Source organism: Salinactinospora qingdaonensis, assembly GCF_039539445.1.
GTDB lineage: Bacteria > Actinomycetota > Actinomycetes > Streptosporangiales > Streptosporangiaceae > Salinactinospora > Salinactinospora qingdaonensis.
On the sequence record NZ_BAABDD010000035.1, the window covers coordinates 1 to 20,365 of the forward strand.

The 20,365-nt window shown below is 68.9% G+C and carries 13 protein-coding genes and 1 pseudogene; 7 read left to right on the top strand and 7 right to left on the bottom strand.

Annotated elements, in window-relative coordinates; all coding sequences use genetic code 11:
- Nucleotides 1–212 (top strand): CocE/NonD family hydrolase (locus tag ABD848_RS25130; RefSeq protein WP_425567650.1); only part of this gene is annotated, 212 nt, incomplete at its 5' end.
- 614 nt (nt 213–826) lie between these two features.
- On the opposite strand, the gene ABD848_RS22080 is transcribed toward ABD848_RS25130, so the two are convergent.
- A complete protein-coding gene (locus tag ABD848_RS22080) occupies nt 827–1,678 on the bottom strand; it encodes a helix-turn-helix transcriptional regulator (RefSeq protein WP_344976053.1) in 852 nt (283 codons plus the stop codon).
- Nucleotides 1,679–1,779: 101 nt separating this feature from the next.
- Between ABD848_RS22080 and ABD848_RS22085 the strand changes: the two genes are divergently transcribed.
- Nucleotides 1,780–2,520, top strand: a complete 741-nt coding sequence (locus ABD848_RS22085) for an SDR family oxidoreductase (RefSeq protein ID WP_344976056.1) — start codon at nt 1,780–1,782, stop codon at nt 2,518–2,520.
- 594 nt (nt 2,521–3,114) lie between these two features.
- Here the strand turns inward: ABD848_RS22085 and ABD848_RS22090 are convergent.
- The 6 genes and pseudogenes from ABD848_RS22090 to ABD848_RS22115 all read right to left on the bottom strand — a co-directional run.
- Nucleotides 3,115–3,198, bottom strand: a pseudogene (locus tag ABD848_RS22090) (MBL fold metallo-hydrolase); the annotation flags it as partial.
- A 211-nt stretch (nt 3,199–3,409) separates the two neighbouring features.
- Entirely contained in the window at nt 3,410–5,338 is a 1,929-nt protein-coding gene (locus ABD848_RS22095) for a glycoside hydrolase family 127 protein (RefSeq protein ID WP_344976059.1), read from the bottom strand.
- 3 nt (nt 5,339–5,341) lie between these two features.
- Nucleotides 5,342–6,157 (bottom strand): carbohydrate ABC transporter permease, encoded by an 816-nt coding sequence (locus tag ABD848_RS22100; RefSeq protein WP_344976062.1) that lies wholly within the window; start codon nt 6,155–6,157, stop codon nt 5,342–5,344.
- Nucleotides 6,154–7,140, bottom strand: coding sequence for a carbohydrate ABC transporter permease (locus ABD848_RS22105; RefSeq protein WP_344976064.1), 987 nt, complete (start codon nt 7,138–7,140; stop codon nt 6,154–6,156). The genes ABD848_RS22100 and ABD848_RS22105 overlap by 4 nt, the downstream gene beginning before the upstream one ends.
- Before the next feature lie 17 nt (nt 7,141–7,157).
- Nucleotides 7,158–8,423 (bottom strand): sugar ABC transporter substrate-binding protein, encoded by a 1,266-nt coding sequence (locus ABD848_RS22110; protein WP_344976067.1) that lies wholly within the window; start codon nt 8,421–8,423, stop codon nt 7,158–7,160.
- A 56-nt stretch (nt 8,424–8,479) separates the two neighbouring features.
- The gene (locus ABD848_RS22115) at nt 8,480–9,508 is read right to left on the bottom strand and encodes a LacI family DNA-binding transcriptional regulator (protein ID WP_344976071.1); all 1,029 of its coding nucleotides are present in this window, start codon (nt 9,506–9,508) and stop codon (nt 8,480–8,482) included.
- A 238-nt stretch (nt 9,509–9,746) separates the two neighbouring features.
- On the opposite strand from ABD848_RS22115, the gene ABD848_RS22120 reads away from it, so the two are divergent.
- The 5 genes from ABD848_RS22120 (at nt 9,747) to yicI (ending at nt 20,142) form a co-directional block, all read left to right on the top strand.
- Nucleotides 9,747–11,462 (top strand): CBM35 domain-containing protein, encoded by a 1,716-nt coding sequence (locus ABD848_RS22120; RefSeq protein WP_344976073.1) that lies wholly within the window; start codon nt 9,747–9,749, stop codon nt 11,460–11,462.
- A gap of 550 nt (nt 11,463–12,012) precedes the next feature.
- Nucleotides 12,013–14,112: a cellulose binding domain-containing protein gene (locus ABD848_RS22125; protein ID WP_344976076.1), complete on the top strand. Its 2,100-nt coding sequence runs from the start codon at nt 12,013–12,015 to the stop codon at nt 14,110–14,112.
- A gap of 695 nt (nt 14,113–14,807) precedes the next feature.
- Nucleotides 14,808–15,848, top strand: a complete 1,041-nt coding sequence (locus tag ABD848_RS22130) for a LacI family DNA-binding transcriptional regulator (protein WP_344976079.1) — start codon at nt 14,808–14,810, stop codon at nt 15,846–15,848.
- 47 nt (nt 15,849–15,895) lie between these two features.
- Nucleotides 15,896–17,983 (top strand): beta-galactosidase, encoded by a 2,088-nt coding sequence (locus ABD848_RS22135; RefSeq protein WP_344976082.1) that lies wholly within the window; start codon nt 15,896–15,898, stop codon nt 17,981–17,983.
- Nucleotides 17,980–20,142: an alpha-xylosidase gene (gene yicI, locus ABD848_RS22140; RefSeq protein ID WP_344976085.1), complete on the top strand. Its 2,163-nt coding sequence runs from the start codon at nt 17,980–17,982 to the stop codon at nt 20,140–20,142. The genes ABD848_RS22135 and yicI overlap by 4 nt, the downstream gene beginning before the upstream one ends.
- Nucleotides 20,143–20,365: the final 223 nt, after the last annotated feature.

Here is a 20,365-nt window from a genome sequence, read left to right on the forward strand (position 1 = left end):
GCGGCTTCTACGATTCCGACGGCGGCGTGGAGGTCGCCGGCCCCAAGGACGTCGCCGACGCACGCGCGGTCATCGACTGGGCGTTGGAGAGCACCGCGGCCGACCCGGCGGCGATCGGGATGGCGGGATTATCCCGAAGCGCATCAATCAACCCGAGCTCGAAACAGGACAGCATATTTATGAACCGCGCAGGTTTCACCATGTATTCATAGAAACGCGCAAGCGTGGCTTTCAGATGTCATTCAACTAACCCCTTCGATTTGGTTCTCGCCCACCACCGCATCGCACTGGGGGCAACCGATCCCACCTCGGTAAGGAGCACTCGGTCACCGGTGCCCGTGTAACTAACGCGGCTGTCGCGAGGCCAGGTTGCGTGTTCCACGGGATTCCACCAGCGCGAGGTGTTCGCGTTTGATGGTCGCGGGGCCTGGATACGCCGATCAGCATCGGCCACCGAACTTGGCTATGACTGTTTAGCTGGTTGGCGCCGACTTGGCGGCTCCTGGTCATGGCCGGAGCTTCTCGGGGGGTGCGTACGGCCCAGATGTTCTTGATCCGGTCGCTTGCGACGTCGAACGCCACCACCCCGGTGACGCCGTCTTGCTGAGCCACCAGACCGGGTGGCCTCACCCGCCACGACGGCTCTGGCCGCCGTGGCGTTCGTCGCCCTAGCCGTGGGGCGCACCCCGCCTGGGCGGTCGTCCTAGCCGCCAGCGCGGCGGGCTTCCTGCTCCTTTAACCACAACGCCGCGTCAACTGCTCCGCAAGGGCGCAACCGCACCGGGGAGGCGGTGGCCAACAGCCTGAGGGTGACCATCGGGTGCGGTCAGGCCGGTCTCCTGGGAACCCCACGCGCCTCATCGCGGGTGGCGGCAAGGGTCCCGAGCAGCCTGAGCGTGTCGGCGCTGGTAGTGCCGGGCTCGGCGTGGTAGACGATCAACTCCTGCCCGGGTGCGGCCTTGACGTCAAAGGCGTCCATGCGGAGCGTGAGCTCTCCGACGTCGGGGTGATGGAACCGCTTGCTCTCCATCCGCTTGCTCCGCGCGTCGTGGCGTTCCCACATCGTCGCGAAGTCAGGGCTTTGGGCACGGAGGGTCTCCACAACCTCCCCGATACGCGGGTCGTGTGGAGCCGCGCCGTGCAGCACCCGGAAGCCGGCGACGGTGTTGGCCGCGACACGCTCCCAGTCGGGGTAGAACGTTCGGGCCTGCGAGTCGAGGAAGACCTTCATGAGCAGGTTCGGGCCGTGTCTGAACCCGTTGAAGAGGGCGTACGCCAACTGGTTGCCGGCCAGTACGTCGTAGGCCCGTCCGAGCACGAGCGCCGGGTTTTGAGGCCACATGTCCATCAGCCGCAGCAACTGGGCGTCGACGTGTTCGGGCGCCGCGCCGCGGTCCGGGCGTGGGCTCAGCCCGGCCACCCGAAAGAGGTGGAGGCGAGCGTCGTCGTCCAACCGAAGGACCCGGGTGATGGCATCGAGGACCTGGGCCGAGGGGTTGCGTTCGCGGCCCTGTTCCAGCCGCACGTAGTAGTCGACGCTCATGCCCGCCATCGTCGCGACCTCCTCTCGGCGAAGGCCCGGAACTCGTCGAGTCCCGACCGTTGGGAGCCCGGCGCTCTCGGGGCTGACCCGCCCGCGCCGGGCTCGCAGATAGTCGCCCAAGAGGTTCTCCGTCATGCGGCCATGCTAGGCCGCGGCCGGGCCGTGTTCCTGGGTGTGCTGCTCCTAGGAACACGGTTGCCTCCCGCAGCCTCGTAGCTTCGGTGAGGGTTGGTGCCATGACCACGAACAACGAAGAACAGAAAGTCGTCTTGGTGACGGGGGCCTCCAGCGGCATCGGCGAGGCCACGGCGCGGCGTCTGGCTGCCGAGGGACACCACGTCATCCTCGCCGCCAGGCGCACGGACCGCCTCGAGGCCATCGTCGAGGATCTCAAACACACCGGACACAGTGCCGAAAGGCGCACCCTCGACGTGACGGACCGGTCGGCGTTCCAGAGTCTCGTCAACGACGTGATCCAGCGCCGGGGCAGGCTCGACGTCCTGGTCGCGAACGCTGGTGTCATGCTGCTGTCCCGCCTCGACGCGCTGCTCGCCGACGAGTGGGACCGGATGCTCGACGTCAACGTCCGCGGACTGTACAACGGGATCGCCGCCGTGCTGCCGCACTTCCGGAACCAGAGGGCAGGGCACCTCCTCACCATCGCATCGATCGGCGCGCACGAGGTCGTAGCGACCTCGGCGATCTACTCGGCGACCAAGTTCGCGGCATGGGCGCTGACCGAGGGCCTGCGCCAAGAGTCCGACCCCGCGATCCGTGTCACGACGATCTCCCCGGGCGTGACCGAGTCCGAGTTGGCCGACCACATCACCGACCCCTACGCGGCCAAGGCCATGGTCGACTACCGCGCGAACGCCATCCCGGCCAGCGCCATCGCGGCAGCGGTCAGCTTCGCCGTCTCGCAGCCGGCCGACGTCGACGTCAACGAGATCATCGTCCGCCCCGCCGCCCAACGCTGAACCGGACCGCAAGGCCGAGGAGTACGAGTAGCCTGCTCGCCCTCCTCGGCGTTCTTTGGCTTCCCGCCCTTCCCCGGAGCTGGCCCGCCCTCCGTTCTTGGCAGGCGGGGACACGCTTTCGCCTCCGCCGAGGACAGCGAATGCCTCGACCTCGCCCAGAACGTCGGGGCGAAAAAGGGGGGAGCCGACACCGATGTCCAGCAAGGGCGGCAGCGTCTGGGGCCGAGCTCGCCGGAGACGTGCTCGATGCTGGCCATGAAGTCGTCGTACTTCTCGGGCCCCAGTCGGTGCCAAAGAACCTGAGGTGCGCGACATCGGAGAAGCTTGTTCGTGCGTCGACCAACGGCTCGTCGCACGAGAGCTCCACCTCCAAACGGTGCCCCGGCTTGAAGGCGTTCGCGAAGGGGGACAGGCGCACCACGTACTCCTCGATCTTGTGGGGCTCGACGCGGGCAGCGGGCCACACACCGTCACCTGCCGGGCGCGGCCCGCTGGAACCGCGGCGCCGGCTGGCCGCCGGGCGATCGAATGCACCGGCCGCTCAGCCGAGGATCTGCGGGTCATCGAAGTCGCCGCCTACACCCTCGACCAGGGGCGATCGCGGATCGAGTCGATGATCGTCGGGAAGTCGGAGAACGACCTGCCCGTGGTGCCGGGACGGCCCCGAAAGAGGGAGTCTTCCGGAGGAGACCGCCTCCACGCTCTCGGTTCCTCGGACAGCGGCACCGCCGCTACCCACCGCGTGTGGAGGGCGGGCCACCATCGGCGCGACACCCACTCCCCTCGCCGCTTGGCCCGGCGACTCTACCGGGCCGAGCGGGGAACGGCTGCGGTATCGACGGGGACACCGTCATGTCAGCGCCGGCCGCGCGGCGCAACGGTCGGGGCTTCATGCTGTCGGGACGAACACCCGCATCGCCGAGCTTCCCCGCCGTGCCCACCTGTAGTAGGGGACGAGGGGCACGTCGCGCCACGTGGCCTCGCCGTCGTCGCGCGGCGGTCGCGCCGAAGATCGGTACGGGGGGTACCCGGAGGGCGGGGGCGACGGCGGCTGCACCGAGGTCATCCGCGCGAGTGCGCCGTCGCCGTCGGCTCGTGGCGGGCGGGCGGCGTCAAGGCGGATGTCGTCGAGCGACCAGGACTGCGGCAGGTCGACCGACTCCGCGCACAGCACCAGCGGTCCGCGCTCGACAGCGACGCAGCCGCGTATGGCGTCGATACGGGGATCGGGCCAGGTCAACCGGGGGTCGACCGGCAGACGCAGCTCGACGACCGAACCGGGCACGAGCGCGCCCCGCACGTGCGCCCAGCCCGGTTCGGCGCCGCGTTCGCCCGCTCGGTCGGCCAGCGTGGCGCCGTGCGCCCAGTGCGGCACCCGCAGCCGCAGGTTCACCGCCCGGTCGGGCGTCTCGACGACCTCGATGCGTACGGTCCCGTCGTGCGGGTACTCCGTCGTGATACTCAGGGCCAGAGCACCGTCGTCGCCGAAGGCCAGGCGCATCTCGCTCGCCGCGTATTGCAGCAGCGTCACGGTGTCGTCCTCGACCGAGGCGGCGTAGCCCTGCCAACTGGCGAGCGTGCGGGCGAGGTTCGTCGGGCAGCACGAGACGTCGAACCACGGCGCGCGCACGCCTCCCTCTGCGCGCGGGTTCACCTCCCCCGGTCGGATACCGGCCGCGGCGGTGCGCTGGTGCAAGGGGTTGGCGTAGAAGAAGGCGCGCCCGTCCGGGCTCGGCGAGGTGGCGACCACGTTGTAGAGGGTGCGCTCCATGAGGTCGGCGTAGCGCACCTCGCCGGTGGCGAGGTAGAGCCGCCACGAGACCATGACCGAGGCGATCCCCGCGCACGTTTCGCAGTAGGCCCGGTCGGGCGGCAGCTCCCAGTCCTCACCGAACCCTTCGTCTTGGTGGCGCGACCCCATGCCGCCGGTCAGGTACGTGCGACGCTCTACGGTGCGTTCCCACTGTCTTTCGACGGCCGCCAGCAGCCTCGTGTCTCCGGTGTCCACGGCGACGTCGGCGGTGCCGGCGGCCAGGTACAGCGCGCGCACCGCGTGGCCGCGCCACACCGTCGCCTCGCGTACGGGGGTGTCGTCTTGGAAGTAGGAGGCATCGAGCAACGCGATGGGTTTCAGCGTGCCGTACCCGCGCCGCTCGATGAACAGGCGCGCCTGTTCGGTGTAGCGCGGCTCGCCCAAAGCGCGCCCCAGTTCGGCCAGACCGAGTTCGATCTCGGGGTGCCCGCACAGGCCCGCGCGGCTGTCCGGACCGAACTCGCGGCACACGTGGTCAGCGGCCCGGCAGGCGATCTCCACGAGCTTGTCCGGGCCGACGCTCCGCAGGCGGGCGACGGCCGCTTGCAGCAGGTGGCCCGCGCAGTACAGCTCGTGTCCGGATTCGAGGTCGGCGTAGCGGGGCTGCTGACCGGCGTGCCCGAAGCAGGTGTTGAGATAGCCGTCGTCGTCTTGGGCGGCGGCGATCCGGTCGACGAGCGACTCCAGCATCTCGTTTACCCATGTCTCGCCCGTGCGACCGTGTTCCCAGGCGAGGGCCTCCAGTAGTTTGTAGATCTCCGAGTCGGAGAACTGCCACCCCGGCCGGGGGCCGTCAGTCGCGCCCTCGGATACCCGGTCGAAGTTGGCGACCCACCCCAGCCGCTCCATCCACTCAAGGCAGTGGTGCAGGGTGTTGCGCGAGTTCGACCGCTGTAGTCGTTGCCAGAAGCCGCCGGTCAGGTGCAGTTCGTCCAGTCCGATACCTCGACGCGGGCCGCCGGAGGGGACGACCGGGACGGCGCGGGTACAGGTGTCGTCTTCCACGTATCAATCCTTCACAGCGCCGGCGGTCACTCCGGCAGCCACGTAGCGTTGCGCGACGACCAGCAGAATCGCCGCGGGCAGGGACGCCACCACAGCAGTGGCCATGATCGCGTTCCACTGGGTGGTGTTGTTGCCGATGTACTGGTAGATGCCGAGGGTGATCGGGATGAGGTCGCCCGAGCGGTTGAGCGTGGAGGCGAAGATGAAGTCCGACCACGCCCACAGGAAGGCGAACAGCGACACCGTGACGGTGGAGTTCCTGCTCACCGGAAGTACGACATCGGAGAAGGTGCGCCAGGCTCCGGCGCCGTCGATGCGGGCGGCATGGATGAGTTCGCGCGGGATGCCCGCCATGAACGTCGAGTACAGCAGCACTCCGAACGGGACGGCGATCGTCGAGTCGGCCACGATCAGTCCCCAGACCGTGTTGAGCAGGCCCAGGCGCACGTAGACCGCGTAGAAGCCCATGGCCATGACGACCGCGGGGATCATCTGGGCGACCAGCAGCAGGAAGTTCAGCGTCCGCCCGCCGCGCAGGTTGAGGATCGTAAGCGCGTAGCCGGCCGGAGCGGCGATCACGACGGTCAGGGCGACCGCGCCGAATCCGACGACCAGGCTCGTGCCCAGCGCCGGAAGCTGCTCCGACAGGGCGGCGGTGTAGCCCTCGAAGGTCGGAGTGGCCGGGAACCAGCTTGGGCTACCGCGGCGCATGTCGTCGGTCTGCGTCAGCGAGACGTTGGCCATCCAGTAGACGGGAAACAGCATGAACGCGGTGAACACCACGCCGAGTGCGGTCTTCCACCAGGGACGGGTGGTCATGACTTCTCCCAGGAGCGCTGCATGCGCAGATGGACGAATCCGAACACGAGCGCGATGACGATGAGCAGGTTGCCGATCGCGGCGGCCGGGGAGAACTCCGGCTGGCCCGTGCCGAAAGCTTCCCGGTACGACCACACCGCGAGAATGAGCGACGAGTCGCCCGGCCCGCCGGTGGTCATGATCCAGACGACATCGACCACCTTGAGCGTGTAGATGAAACCGAGCAGCAGGGTGATCGCCGTGACCGGACGCAGCAGCGGGAAGGTGATGTGCCAGAACCGCTGCCAGGCCGAGGCCCCGTCCAGGGAGGCCGCTTCGTAGAGCTCGGTGGGGATCTGTTGCAGGCCGGCGTGCAGAATCACCAGGTTGAACGGGATGCCCAGCCAGATATTGGCGATGATCACCGATAGCAGCGCGGTTTCCGGAGAGGTCAGCCAGTTGATCTGCTGTCCGCCGAACGCTTCGATGACCGAGTTGACGATCCCGTTCTCACTGTTGAGCATCCACGCCCACGTCGAAGACGAGACGATCAGCGGCAGCAACCACGGCACGAGGAACAGTGAGCGCAGCACGTTCGACAGCCGAAAGTTCGACTGGAAGAAGACGGCCAGCGCCAGACCGATCGCGTACTGGAACCCGATCGAGGCGAGCGTGAACACGGCTGTGTTGGTCAGGGCGACGCCGAAGGTGTCCGAGGCGAACACCTCGGCGTAGTTCTCGAAGCCGGCGAATTCCGGATTGCCCTGCACGAAGGTCCGTACCGTGTAGTCGTGCAGGCTCATTTCGAGGTTGCGCCACAGCGGGTAGGCGTAAAACCCCACCAGGTAGACCAGCAGGGGCGTGGCGAAGCCGATCGCGGTCCACTGCCGCGCTGTGCCGGGGAGCCCGCGACGGCGTCCGTGCCGCCCCGGTGCGGCGGGCCGGGGGCCCGCCGCACCGCCGTCGGACACACGTCCCGGCGTTTCGACCGAGGTCGTGGTCATGAGCGGGGTACTCCTTGTCATTCGCCGGTGGCCGCTTCAGCGTCGGACTGCGCCTGCTTCAGGGCCTCGGACGGCGTCTCCGCCCCGGACAGCGCGTTTTGCACGGCGGTCCACATCGCCTCGGAGATCTTCGGGTAGTCGGTGCCGAGGTTGTCGCTGGTACGGCCCTTGGCGTCGCGCACCGCCTCGACCCACGGCTCGATCTCGGGGTGCTCCTCCAGCAGCGCGTCCTGGCCCTCGGCCGTCGGCGGGATGTAGTAGGCGAAGGTCGTGGCGGTCTTGGCGAAGCCCTCGGTCGTGGTCATGCACTCCACGATCTGGCGGGTGACGTCGTAGCGGCTGTCGTCCGACTGCACGGGGGCGACGATGAACTCGCCGCCGGTCGGTGCGGGGGCCACACCCCCGTCCTGGGACGGGATCTGGATGACGCCGGTGTCGAAATCGGCCTCGGCGGCGCTGTTGACCTGCCAGGTGCCGTTGACCGCGAAGCCGAACTCACCGGTCAGGAACTCCTCCCAGGTGGTGTTCTGGGAGTTGTTGATGACCGAGTTGGGGGCGTAGCCCTCCTCCAGCCAACCGGTCCACAGTTCGAGCGCCTCGGCCGCTTCGGGCGAGTCGAGGTCGCGCAGATCGGCCCCGGCCCCCCAGAACCACGGCAGGAACTGGAAGGAGCCTTCCTCGGTGCCGATGGCGGCGAACGTGATCCCCTTGTCGCCGTTGTCGGTGATCTGGCCGAGCGCGCCCGTCAACGAGTCCCAGTCGGTGATCGAGGCCGGGTCGACGCCGGCGGCGTCGAGGATCTCGGCGTTGTAATAGATCGCCAGCGTGTTCGCGCCGATCGGGATGCCGTAAGCGGACCCGTCCACGACGCCGGCGGCCAGCAGGTTCTCGTCGACGCCGCTCACGTCGAGACCGAGTTCGTCGACGGTGGTAAGCATGTCGGTCTCGGCCAGCGTGGGCACCGCGGGGTTGTCGAGCAGGATGATGTCGGGGCTGGTGCCCTCCTGGGCGGCCAGCAGTGCCCGGTTGGTCAGGTCGGTGGTGTCCGAGGCGGTGCGTTCGATGGTCACCCCGGCCTGGTCGCCGCAGTCGTTGACGCGCTCGGCCCAGGCGGAACTCTCGTCGTGCTGCGGGTAGGGGTCCCACCAGGTGTAGGTGTCGGCGGCGGCTTCACCACCGCCACCGTCGCCGCCCGATGAGCACGCGGCGACCAGTGCGAGCGATACGGCGGCGACGCCCGCTGACGCGGACCGGATAAAGGGCTTACGCCCGGTGTGATACATGGGTGTTCCTCTCTGAGCGACCCCGGCAACGGCGTTGCCGACCGGGAGAGGCACGATCAGTTCGGAAGTGACGGCGGGGCGGCGATGCTGCCCCTGTCCACCAGGTCCGGTGCGACGAACCGCACCACGTGCGGGGCGTCGACGGAGACTCGCTCCTCGATGCGGCGTACGAGTTGCCGCACGGCCATGCGCCCCAGTCGGTCGGGGGCGCTCTCGATCGAGGAGAACGGCAGCGAGAAAGTCCGGGCGAACTCGTCGGAGTAGCGCCCGATGACGGACAGGTCGCCGGGTGTCGACAGGTTCCGTTCGTGCAGGACGGTGGGGAGGGCCGCGGCGGCGGCCTCGTTGTTGAGCAGCAGGCCCGTGACGTTTGGGTGGGCGTCGAGCAGGGCGTGCAGCTCGCGTCCGATCTCGGGCTGGGCCGAGGAGCCGTAGACCGCGTGCACGGTGATGCCGCGGGCGGCGGCGGTTTCGAGCGCCGCGTTCTGCAAGCGCCAAACGTAGGCGCCTCCGCGCTCGATGACGTGCTCGGGTTGCGAGACGAGGAGCAGTTCGCGGTGCCCGAGTGTGTGCAGGTGCTCGACCATGGTGCGGCCGGACTCCTCGAAGTCCAGGTCGAACACGTCCACGCCGGTGCAGTCGCCGGGCAGACCCACCAGTGCGCCGGGTTGCGACGCGGCGCGTAGGACGGGCAGGCGGTCGTCGTACTCAGCGACGTTGAGCAGGACGACACCGTCGACCATGCGCGAGTCGGTGATGCGCTTGAGCGCCTTGGGTCCGTCCGGGTCCGAGCTGAGCAGGATGTCGTATCCGGCGTCGCGAGCGGTGTTCGCGACCCCCTGGATGTACTGCAACATAGCCGGGGCGAACTCATCGGGCAGGAACTGCGCGAGCAGACCGATCACCATCGTCTGGGAGGTAGCCAGGGCGCGTGCGCCCGCGTTCGGCGCGTAGCCCAGCTCGTGCGCCGCCTGCTGGACCCGCTCGCGTACCTCGTTGGAGACGGCGCGTCTACCGCTCAGGGCATACGAGGCGGTCGAACGTGCCACGCCCGCGGCGCGGGCAACATCTCCGATCGTGGCCATGACCTACCTCCTCACTCCGGCGCCGATGAGGCGAACCGGTTCGAACCATAGCTCTACTTTTCGAGTGATGTAAATCCCAGTTAGCAACATGTTTCCAGGTAACTTCTTCGTTATTTCAGGTTCTTGTAGCGAACGAGGTTCGAAGTTAGCTTCTGCGGCGAGCCGTTTTATCGAACCGGTTCGCTTGATCTACGGGGGAGCAAACCATGTATCGCACGTTCAGACGAGGAGTCACACCATGCCCCGCACTGCCAAACGGGCGTTGGCGCGCCTTTGCGTCCTCGCCCTGACAGCGACCGGCGTCGCGGCCGCAACCGCGGCGCCGGCCAACGCCGAAGGACTGACCCTCACCGTCGACGTCGACCAAGTCGTGCGTCCGGCGACACAGGTCGCCTCGGGCGGCCTCTACGGCGTCGGCTCCGACACACAGCCGAGCACCGACATGCTGCTGCCGCTGAACCCGACGAGCTTCACCCAGCCCGCTCCCGGCACCACGCACCTGCCCAACGGCGCGACCGAGCCGTGCTGCGACGCCCTCGACGTCGGGCAAAACATTACGCGGTCCGGCGCCCAGCAGTTCATCCGCATGCCTGACATCTACCCCTACTTCCCCTACCAGTGGCAGGGCTGGGACGACTGGGAGCAGAAGGTCACCACGATGGTCAACGACCGTCTGGCCGCGACCGACACGACCAACATCCGCGGCTGGGAGCTGTGGAACGAGCCCGGCTGGACCTGGGACACCGAAGCGGCCGGTCCCTTCAACGACGGCTGGACCCGCACCTACAACCTGGTGCGTTCCCTGGACCCGGTCACCCCGATCGTCGGCCCGAGCTGGTCGTACTACGACCACAACCGGATGCTCGACTTCATGACGCACGCCCGTGACACCGGCACGCTGCCCGATGTGATCGTGTGGCACGAGCTCGGCGACATGGACTGGGACTCCTTCGACGACCACGTCGCCGACTACCGCGCGATCGAGAGCCAACTCGGCATCTCACCGCGCCCGATCGCGATCAACGAGTACAACAGCCTCGACCAGATGGACATCCCGAGCGTGGCCGTGCACTGGATCAGCGTGCTCGAGCGCCACGGCGCGCGCGAGGCGCACCGCGCGTTCTGGTACGAGGCCGGCACCTTCAACGGACTGTTCACCCTGGACAACAACCCGACCGCGTCGTACTGGGTGTACCGCTGGTACGGGGCGATGACCGGAAACATCGTAGCGACCACGCCGGAGAGCTGGATCGACGGCGTCACCTCCTACGACTCGAGCAGGCAGATCGTCAACACGATCTTCGGCGGCGACTGGGGCGACAACACCGTACAGGTCAACGGCCTGGACTCCTTCGGCTCGACGGTCGACGTGCAGGTCCTGTACACCCCCGGCTCGGGCCGGCACACCCATGTGCCCGCCCCCACCGTCGTGACCGACACGACGATGCAGGTCAACAACGGTTCGATCACCGTCCCAGTCGACGACATGAACGCCGAGGGCGCCTACCAGCTCCTGGTCACTCCGGAGGGCGGCCCGACGACATCCTGGCAGCAGGTCTACGAGGCCGAGAACGCCACGGTCGTCAACGCCGAAACCCTCCCCTCGGGTGGGGCCTCGAACGGGTACTACGTCGGCAGGATCGACGGGGACGCCGACATGCGTTCGGACTCCTTCGTGGACTTCACCGTGAACGTGCCGCAGAGCCGCGACTACACGATGACCATCAGCTACGCCAACGGTACGGGGGCGACCTCGACCCACGGCCTGGCCTACAACGGCGGGGCGTGGTCCACGGTCTCCTACGCACCGACCGCGGGCTGGGCCCAATTCGACACCACGGACGTGACCGTCTCGCTGGAAGCCGGCTACAACGTCATCCGGCTGGCCAAGGGCTCGCCCCACTTCAGCGGCGGCACCGGCTACGCGGAACTGGACAGCATCACGCTGTCGTAGCCCCCTCCCAACGCCACTGACCAGGGGCCGGGTCCGTTTTCGGACCCGGCCCCTGCACAACGGTCAGGAGTAGACGTCGGCGATGGGGGCTTCTATGGGGGTGGCACGCCGGGGTGGGGCGGGTGGGTCGTAGGTGGGGGCTGGCGTGTGTCCGGGGCGGGAGGGACGCTGTTCGCTCGTGCCCGCACGCTTCCCGCGAACCAAAGCCCCCCGGGGGGCGCCTTCTTGCCGGGCCGCACGGACCCGCCGCGGTCCGCGCGGTTTCTCATGTATTTCCGGTTTTTCCAAAAGCTGCCGGTTTCAGGGCTTTCACGACGGATTTTACGGAAAACAGCGGGCTCAGGCACCTGCCTGCGGTCCGCGAACGAGAAACCGTGCAGCTCAGCCACCCTCCCTTCGACGAGCGAACGCCGCCGTTCGGCCATTGACCTCACCCCGTCGCTACCGCATGATTCCGGGAGCGCTCCCAAGGCGGGTTGCGCACGGGCGAGGGACGCCATGTCGGCGGCCTCTCGTGACGACCATTCTTGCTCCCCCACAAGAAAGGGAAATGTCCATGCAGCTCGTGCACCCTGCACCCGGCCGGTTACGAGCCGGCGCCGTTCGGGGACTATCCGCCGCGATGGCCGGTGCCCTGGCCACCGCCGCGGCGGTCGCCGGCCAGTCGCCGGCCGCGGCCGATCCTGTCGAGGAGGCGCCTGTCGAGGTCCAGGTCAACGCCAACCTGGGGCTGGGAACGATCGACGAGGCGGCGTTCGGGGTCAACCATGCGATCTGGGACGCGCACATGAACGACCCCGAGGTCACCTCCCTGCTGGACGACGCCGGGATCAAGGTGATGCGCTACCCAGGCGGGTCCTACAGCGACATCTACCACTGGGAGGATCACACCGCTCCCGGCGGCTACGTCGCGCCGGGCACCGATTTCGACAGCTTCATGGGCAGTGTGGAGGCCGCCGGCGCCCAGCCGATGATCACCGCGAACTACGGCACTGGCAGCCCCGAAGAGGCCGCGGAGTGGGTCCGCTACGCCAACGTCACCAACGACTACGACGCCAAGTACTGGGAGATCGGCAACGAGATCTACGGCAACGGCCACTACGGCAACGGCTGGGAGGAGGACGACCACGCCGACAAGAGCCCCAACGAGTACGCAAACAACGTCCTCGACTACGCCGAGGCGATGAAGGCGGTCGACCCGACTATCGAGATCGGCGCGGTACTGACCACTCCTGGGGACTGGCCGGACGGGATCGTCGGCCCCGGCGACTCCGCCGACTGGAACAACACCGTACTGTCCATCGTCGCCGACACGATCGACTTCGTCATCGTGCACTCCTACCCCGGCGGCGACAGCGCCGATGAGGCCCTGGACCGGGTCTCCCGGCTGCCGGGACAGTTGCGCCAGGTCCGCCGCCAGATCGACCACCACGCCGGGGAGCGCTCCGCCGAGATCGGCATCGCGCTGACCGAGGTCAACTCCAAGGTGGAGATGAACAGCCGGCCCAACGGCCTGTTCGCCGCGGAAATGTACATGACGGCCCTGGAGAACGGCGTCTTCAACGTCGACTGGTGGAACGTCCACAACGGTCCCACCGAGGTGAACGAGGTCGACGGCGAGATCGGCTTCAACGACTTCGGGCTGTTCTCCAGTGGCGGCTGCGTCGACGACGTCTGCCAGCCGGAGGTCAACACGCCGTTCCACCCCTACTACGGCATCAAGTCCCTGACCAACCTCGGCGCCCCCGGCGACACCATGGTCGCCTCGTCCTCCACCAGCGAGGAGGTCACGGCCCACGCTGTACACCAGGCCGACGGGGACATGAACGTCATGCTCATCAACAAGGACCCGGACACCTCCTACCCGGTGGATCTCAACTACGCCGGCTTCACCCCCGACGGTGAGGAACCGATCGTCCACCGCTACGGCCGCGGCGACGACGACGTCACCCAGATCGCCGCGCCCGAGGCCGGTCCCCAGATCCTGGAGCCCTACTCGATCACCACCGTGACGGTCTCTCCGCACTCCGACGAGGCGACGGTCAGTGCCCCCGGCGCGCCGGAGGTCACCGCAGCGGACAGCACCTCGGCCACGCTGAGCTGGCCCGCCAGTGACAGCGGCACGCCGGTGCGCTACGAGGTGTACGAGCAGGTGGGGGCCAACGCCCAACTCCTGGCCACCTCGACCTCCACCTCGCTGACCGTGCCCAACCTGCCCCCGGGCTCGGAGCACACCGTCAACGTCCTGGCCCGCGACGCCGACGGCAAACTCTCCCGGCCCTCCGAACCGGTGACTCTCACCACGACGTCACCGCAGGACAGCACCTGCCGGGTGACCTACAACGTGGACACCAGTTGGAGCAGCGGCTTCGTCGCCACGGTGACGGTCACCAATCTCGCCGACACCACGATCAACGGATGGAGTCTGGACTTCACCTGGCCCTCCGACGGCCAGTCGGTCCAAAGCGCGTGGAGCGCCCAGGTGACCAGCGATGGAAACAACGTCCACGTCACCGACAACGGGGATAACGCGGTCCTGGCGCCCGACGGCGGTTCCACCGCCACATTCGGATTCGTCGGCGCCAACAGCGCCGCTAACCCCGCCCCCACCGTCTTCACCCTCAACGGCACGGTCTGCAACACGGCCTAGCAACGAAGCGCGGCGGGAGATCCCGACCGGACCGCGGCCGGCCAGGGCGTGAGGCCATCAGCCACGTCCGCACGGGTGGGCGGTCCGACCGCTGACACCCAGCCGGCGATACCGCGACTGTGGCTCCCGGCAGGAGCCGGAAGCCACAGCACTGTCCGACACGTGGGGCAATCGCCAGTGGCAAGCGCGTGGGAGGACTGCGGTACTGCTGGTCACAGCAGCAGTGCATAGGCACCCATCGGTGCGCAGCTCGGCCGGGCGTGGGCCATCCGCGCGCCCACGCTGGGAGAGCGTCGCCACGAATCGCCGGGCTGGCGAGGCCGCCAAAAGCGGGAGGTGGCGCGTCGGCCGGACCGTGCGAACTCGGGGTGCCGCAGCCGCTGTGAACCGGTGTCCCTCCAAGCCCGAAACGCTTCGGCTCGAAGCGTTTCGGGAACCGCCACCGCGGCGTGCGCCACCCACACGCCGCTCTCCTCCCTCGCCCAAGGCTGTCGCCAAAGGCCTCCACTGCCGACGTCATCGCTGTTCAGAGGAGGTGCGGCAAGTGAGGAAAAGCGGTGTTGACCTGCGACGACCCCGCCGATGGCCGCGATGGCTCTCTAGTATCCTGTGAAACGCTTCGATCGAGGATTGGGCTAGCCCGGACCTCTGCGGCAGCCGATCGACCGCGACAGACCCACCGGAGGGCCCCACCCATGACAACGATCCATGACGTGGCCCGCGTCGCCGGAGTCTCGATCAGCACGGCCTCCTACGCGCTGAACGGTAAAGGGTCGGTGGCTCCCGCCACTCGGCGGCGCATCCAACGGGCCGCCGAGAAGCTCGACTACAAGACCAACGCCCGCGCCCGGGCCTTCGCCAGCGGGCGCACGTCGATCCTGGCCGTCACCGAGCCGCTGCGCGCCGACACCTTCACCTCCAACCACATGGCGTTCGTACTCGCAGCCGCCAAGGCGGCCCGCCGCTACGACTACGACATCCTGCTCCTGACCCAAGAGGAGGCCGCGGGCGGCCTGCGGCGCGTCACCTCCGGGGGGACCGTGGACGGGATCGTCATCCTCGACGTGCTCACCCACGACGAGCGGGTGGAGCTGGCCCGGACCCTCAAGGTGCCCAGCGTCGTGGTGGGTGTGCCCGCCGATACCGCGGGCCTGGTCTGTGTGGACCTGGACTTCGTCGCGGCCGGGCGGATGGCGGTCCAGCGGCTTGCGCAAGCCGGGCACCGTCGGATCGGCTTCATCGGCCACCCGGCCGCCAGCTACCGTCCCGAGGCGTCGAACTTCCCGCCCCGGCTGCGCACCGGCCTCACCGAGGAGGCCGGCCGTCTCGGCGTCGCCGTCGACACCGTCACCCCCGAGGTCGACTACCGAACCGCACGACGCACCGTCACCGAACTGCTGTCGGTGCGGGAGCCGCCGACGGCGCTCGTGTTGCACGCCCACGAGGAGGCACACACGGCCGCTCTGGAGGCACTGGCCGACCTGGGGCGCACGGTGCCAGACGACGTCTCGCTGATCTCGGTGGCCCAAACCTTCGACACCGCGCGGTTCTCCCCAGCGATCGACGCCGTTCCCCTGGTTGCCGAGCGGAGCTGCGAGCGGGCGACCGAACTCCTGTTGGCGATGATCGACGGCGACGTCGAACCCCGTCTGGAGTTACTTTCCCCCTTCTACGTCGATCACGGCTCCGTACGTCGACCCCCCGGCACCGCCGGGCCTCCCGCCACCCCCACGTAGCCGGCACCGCCCCGCATCCCCCACGCCCGCATTGAGGAGAGCACTGCATGACCCAATCCGGCATCGAGCGCCGCGGCCACGGCACCGCCCACGGTCTCACTCCCCCGGACCGTTTCCTGTTCGGCGGCGACTACAACCCCGAGCAGTGGGACAAGGCGACACAGGTCGAAGACGTAGGGCTGATGCAGCGGGCCGGCGTCAACACTGCGACCGTCGGCGTGTTCGCGTGGTCATGGCTGGAACCGGCGGAAGGGCACTACGACTTCGCCTGGTTGGACGAGGTCATCGAGCGCCTACATGAGGGTGGGATCGGCGTCATCCTGGCCACCCCGACCGCCTCTCCGCCGCCGTGGTTCTCGCTGCGCCATCCCGACGCGCTCCCGGTCCAGCCCGACGGTAGCCGGCACACTCACGGTAGTCGGGACACCTACGCGATCAGCGCCCCCGCCTACCGGGAGGCGTGCCGCCGTATCGCCCGCGCGCTCGCCGAGCGCTACGGCACCCATCCGGCGCTGCGCGGGTGGCACATCCACAACGAGTACGGCAGTCTCGACTACTCCGAGCACGCCGCGGCGGCGTTCCGGCGCTGGCTGCAACGGCGGTACGGCTCGCTGGCGGAGCTGAACCGGCGCTGGTACACCGCGTTCTGGTCCCAACGCTACGGCGACTGGGCGGAGATCTTCCCACCCCGCCAGACCCAGTACCTGCACAATCCGACCCAGGCGCTGGACTTTCGCCGGTTCATGGCCGACGAGTTCCGCGACGCCTACGTCGAACAGCTCGCCGAGATCCGGGCCGCCGGTTCGCAGGCGCCGGCGACCACCAACTTCATGCTGCCGGACTGGAACCACCTCGACCACTGGTCATGGCGCCCGCACCTCGACACCGTCTCCATCGACCACTACCTCGACAGCGTCGACGACACCGGCGAGATCCACGTCGCCTACGCCGGAGACCTCGCCCGCTCCTGGGCAGATGGACAGCCGTGGCTGCTGATGGAGCAGGGCACCACCCACGTCGCGCTCGCCGACCGGTACGCCCCGAAGCCGCCCCACCGGGTGCTGCGCAACACCCTGTCCTACCTGGCGCGCGGTTCCCAGGGGGCGCTGTTCTTCCAGTGGCGGGCCTCAGCCGCCGGCTCGGAGGCATGGCACGGCGGCATGGTTCCACACGTCGGCCCTAATTCGAAGCGCTTCGACAGCGTGGTGGAGCTCGGGGCGACCCTGCGCCGCTTGGCCGAGGTCGCCGACCCGCCCGCCGAAGGCCCCGTCGTGGCAGCCGAGGTGGCGGTGCTGTGGCAGGCCGACGGGTGGTGGGCGCTGCAAAGCCCCGGCCTACCCTCGCCCCGACTGAGCTTTCCCGACGCGGTACGCCGCGCCCACGCCGCGCTGTGGCGCTGCGGCATCCCGACCGACTTCGTCTCCACCGACGCCGACCTGTCCGGCTACCGCGTCCTGGTCGTCCCGGCGATGATGCCCGTCTCGGCCGACCTGGCCGCGCGCTGGCGCGAGTTCACCGAGTCGGGCGGCACCGTCGTGGTGCGCTACTTCAGCGGGATGACCGACGAGGATCTGCACGTGATCGGCGGCGGCTATCCGGGGGCGTTGCGCGACCTGCTCGGCATCCGCACGACCGAGCTGCGCCCACTCGGCCAGGATGAATGGGTCGACCTCGACGACGGTACCCGCGGGACGCAGTGGAGCGAGACCGTCGAGCTGCACGGCGCCGAAGCCGTGCTGCGCTATGCCGGCGGCCCGCTGGACGGCGGCCCCGCGGTCACCAGGCACCCGGTCGGTGCCGGGCAAGCGTGGTACGTCTCGACCGGCCTCGACGGGGAGGGACTGCGCCGCCTGTTCGCAGACGTCTGCGCGCAGGCGGGCGTGGCACCCACCGTGGCCGGACTGCCCGAGCACGTGGAGGCCGTACGGCGCCGCGGCCGGGAGCACACCTACCTGTTCGTACTGAACCACGGGCAGGTCCCGCTGCGGATCACCGGCGGCGAGCTGGAGCTGGTGCACGACGCCGACCCCTCGGCCGCACCGGTACGGGTCCCGCCGCTGGGTGCGGCCGTGGTACGGGAAAACGCGAGCGCGGTGCACATCGCCGCGGAACCGACGAGAGACGGGGACCGATGAAGTTCACTGACGGGTACTGGCTGCTACGGCCGGGGGTGCGCGCACAGTACGCCCAGCAGGCCCACTCCGTGGAGCGCATTCCGGCGACCTCCGAGACGGGCGAACAGCTCGTGATCGAGGCCCCGACCAAGGTGATCGCGCACCGCGGCGACACGCTCAACCGCACCCTGCTGACCGTCACCCTCTCCAGTCCGGCTGAAGGCGTGATCCGGGTCCGGGCGCAGCGGCACCGCGACCGCACCGCCGGCCCGCATGGCTTCGACCTGGTCGGCGCCGAGGCCGGACACGGTGTCGCCGAGGTCTGCGGCGACGGCGCGAGCCTGACCTCCGGTCCCTTGGTGGCCCGCGTCGGTACCGGGGAAGGCTGGCAGCTCGACTTCGAGGCGTTCGGCCAAGCGCTGACGAGCGGCGGCGCGAAGTCCATCGGGCACGTGTCGCTGGAACCGGACGCGAACGTGGCGGCCGAACCGGCCGGAGTGACCGGCGTCAGCGACACGGGGCTGGCGCAGCCGGGCAGCTACCTGCTGGGGCGGCTGTCGCTGGGCGTCGGCGAGCTCGTCTACGGGCTGGGGGAACGCTTCGGCCCGCTGACCAAGAACGGACAGAGCGTCGACATCTGGAACGCTGACGGCGGCACCTCCAGCGAGCAGGCCTACAAGAACGTGCCGTTCTACCTGACGAACGCGGGCTATGGGGTTCTGGTCAACCACCCCGGGCACGTCTCCTTCGAGGTCGGCTCCGAGTCGGTGCAGGAGGTCCAGTTCTCGGTGCCGGGCGAGAGCCTGGAGTACCTGGTCTTCGCCGGGCCGACGCCGGCCGAGGTGCTGCGGCGCTACACCGCCCTGGTCGGCAGGCCCGCCCTGGTTCCGGAGTGGTCGTACGGCACCTGGCTGTCCACGTCGTTCACCACCGACTACGACGAGGAGACGGTCACCTCCTTCATCGAGGAGATGGAGGCCCGCGACCTGCCGCTCAGCGTGTTCCACTTCGACTGTTTCTGGATGCGGGAGTTCCACTGGACCGACTTCGAGTGGGACCCGCGGATGTTCCCGGACCCGGAGGGCATGCTGTCGCGGCTGCGCGACCGCGGCCTTCGGGTGAGCGCATGGATCAACCCCTACATCGCCGGGCGGTCCCGGCTCTTCGAGGAGGCGGCCGAAGCCGGCTACCTGGTGCGTCGCCCCGACGGCAGCGTATGGCAGTGGGATATGTGGCAGTCGGGTATGGGGCTGGTCGACTTCACCCACCCCGGTGCCCGGGCCTGGTTCCAGGACAAGGTGCGCGGCCTGCTGCACCAGGGCGTGGACGCGATCAAGACCGACTTCGGCGAGCGCGTCCCCACCGACGTGGTCTGGCATGACGGCTCCGACCCGGTCACGATGCACAACTGGTACACCCAGCTTTACAACGAGGCCGTCTTCGAGGTGTTGGAGGAGGTCAACGGCCCCGGTGAGGCGGTGCTGTTCGCCCGCTCGGCCACGGTCGGCGGCCAGCGGATGCCGGTGCACTGGGGCGGGGACAACTCCTCTTCGTTCGCGTCGATGGCCGAGAGCCTACGCGGCGGTCTGTCGCTGTCGCTGTCGGGCTTTGGGTTTTGGAGCCACGACATCGGCGGTTTCGAGGGGGAGCCGGACCCGGCCGTCTTCAAGCGGTGGCTGGCCTTCGGCCTGCTGTCCAGCCACTCCCGGCTGCACGGTTCGGGCAGCTACCGGGTGCCGTGGGTGTTCGACACCGATGGCCACGCCCCGGGCCAGAGCGCGACCGAGGTCGCACGCCGGTTCATCCGGCTCAAGCAGGAGCTGACGCCTTATCTGGTGCGGGCCGGCCGCACCGCCCACGAGGAGGGCGTACCGGTGATGCGGCCCATGGTGCTCGCCTTCCCCGACGATCCGACCTGTGCCCACCTGGACCGCCAGTACATGCTCGGTCCCGACCTGCTGGTGGCGCCGGTGCTGTCGGAGTCCGGAACGGTGCAGTACTACCTGCCCGCGGGAACCTGGACCCACCTGCTCACCGGGGAGCAGCTCACCCTGGAGTCGGGTCAGTGGCGGACCGAGAAGCACGACTTCGACAGCTTGCCCGCCTGGGTCCGGGCCGGCAGCACGCTCCTGGCGGACCTGACGTCCTGGGGAGGCGAACGCACCGCGGCGGCGCCATGATCGTAAGGCCGGCGGCGGGAACGGAGTCCAGCGGGACCGTCGCCGGCTGGTTGAGTACCGTGGCCTGCCGGTTCCGGGGGCTGACCGCGTTCTGCACGACGGTGACCGCGAGGGCCATGGTGATCGTGTGCACCACGGCCCCCGGGCGGCGGCGTCGCCGAGCAGTTCACGGAAGTTGGCCAGGCCGACGAAGGGCCACTCGAGGCTGAGGCCGTCCCAGTCG

Coding starts and splice junctions, on each gene's coding strand:
- ABD848_RS22105 (WP_344976064.1), bottom strand. CDS start 7,140: ATGACCACGACCTCGGTCGAAACGCCGGGACGTGTGTCCGACGGCGGT.
- ABD848_RS22085 (WP_344976056.1), top strand. CDS start 1,780: ATGACCACGAACAACGAAGAACAGAAAGTCGTCTTGGTGACGGGGGCC.
- ABD848_RS22120 (WP_344976073.1), top strand. CDS start 9,747: ATGCCCCGCACTGCCAAACGGGCGTTGGCGCGCCTTTGCGTCCTCGCC.
- ABD848_RS22100 (WP_344976062.1), bottom strand. CDS start 6,157: ATGACCACCCGTCCCTGGTGGAAGACCGCACTCGGCGTGGTGTTCACC.
- ABD848_RS22135 (WP_344976082.1), top strand. CDS start 15,896: ATGACCCAATCCGGCATCGAGCGCCGCGGCCACGGCACCGCCCACGGT.
- ABD848_RS22080 (WP_344976053.1), bottom strand. CDS start 1,678: ATGACGGAGAACCTCTTGGGCGACTATCTGCGAGCCCGGCGCGGGCGG.
- ABD848_RS22115 (WP_344976071.1), bottom strand. CDS start 9,508: ATGGCCACGATCGGAGATGTTGCCCGCGCCGCGGGCGTGGCACGTTCG.
- yicI (WP_344976085.1), top strand. CDS start 17,980: ATGAAGTTCACTGACGGGTACTGGCTGCTACGGCCGGGGGTGCGCGCA.
- ABD848_RS22125 (WP_344976076.1), top strand. CDS start 12,013: ATGTCCATGCAGCTCGTGCACCCTGCACCCGGCCGGTTACGAGCCGGC.
- ABD848_RS22130 (WP_344976079.1), top strand. CDS start 14,808: ATGACAACGATCCATGACGTGGCCCGCGTCGCCGGAGTCTCGATCAGC.
- ABD848_RS22110 (WP_344976067.1), bottom strand. CDS start 8,423: ATGTATCACACCGGGCGTAAGCCCTTTATCCGGTCCGCGTCAGCGGGC.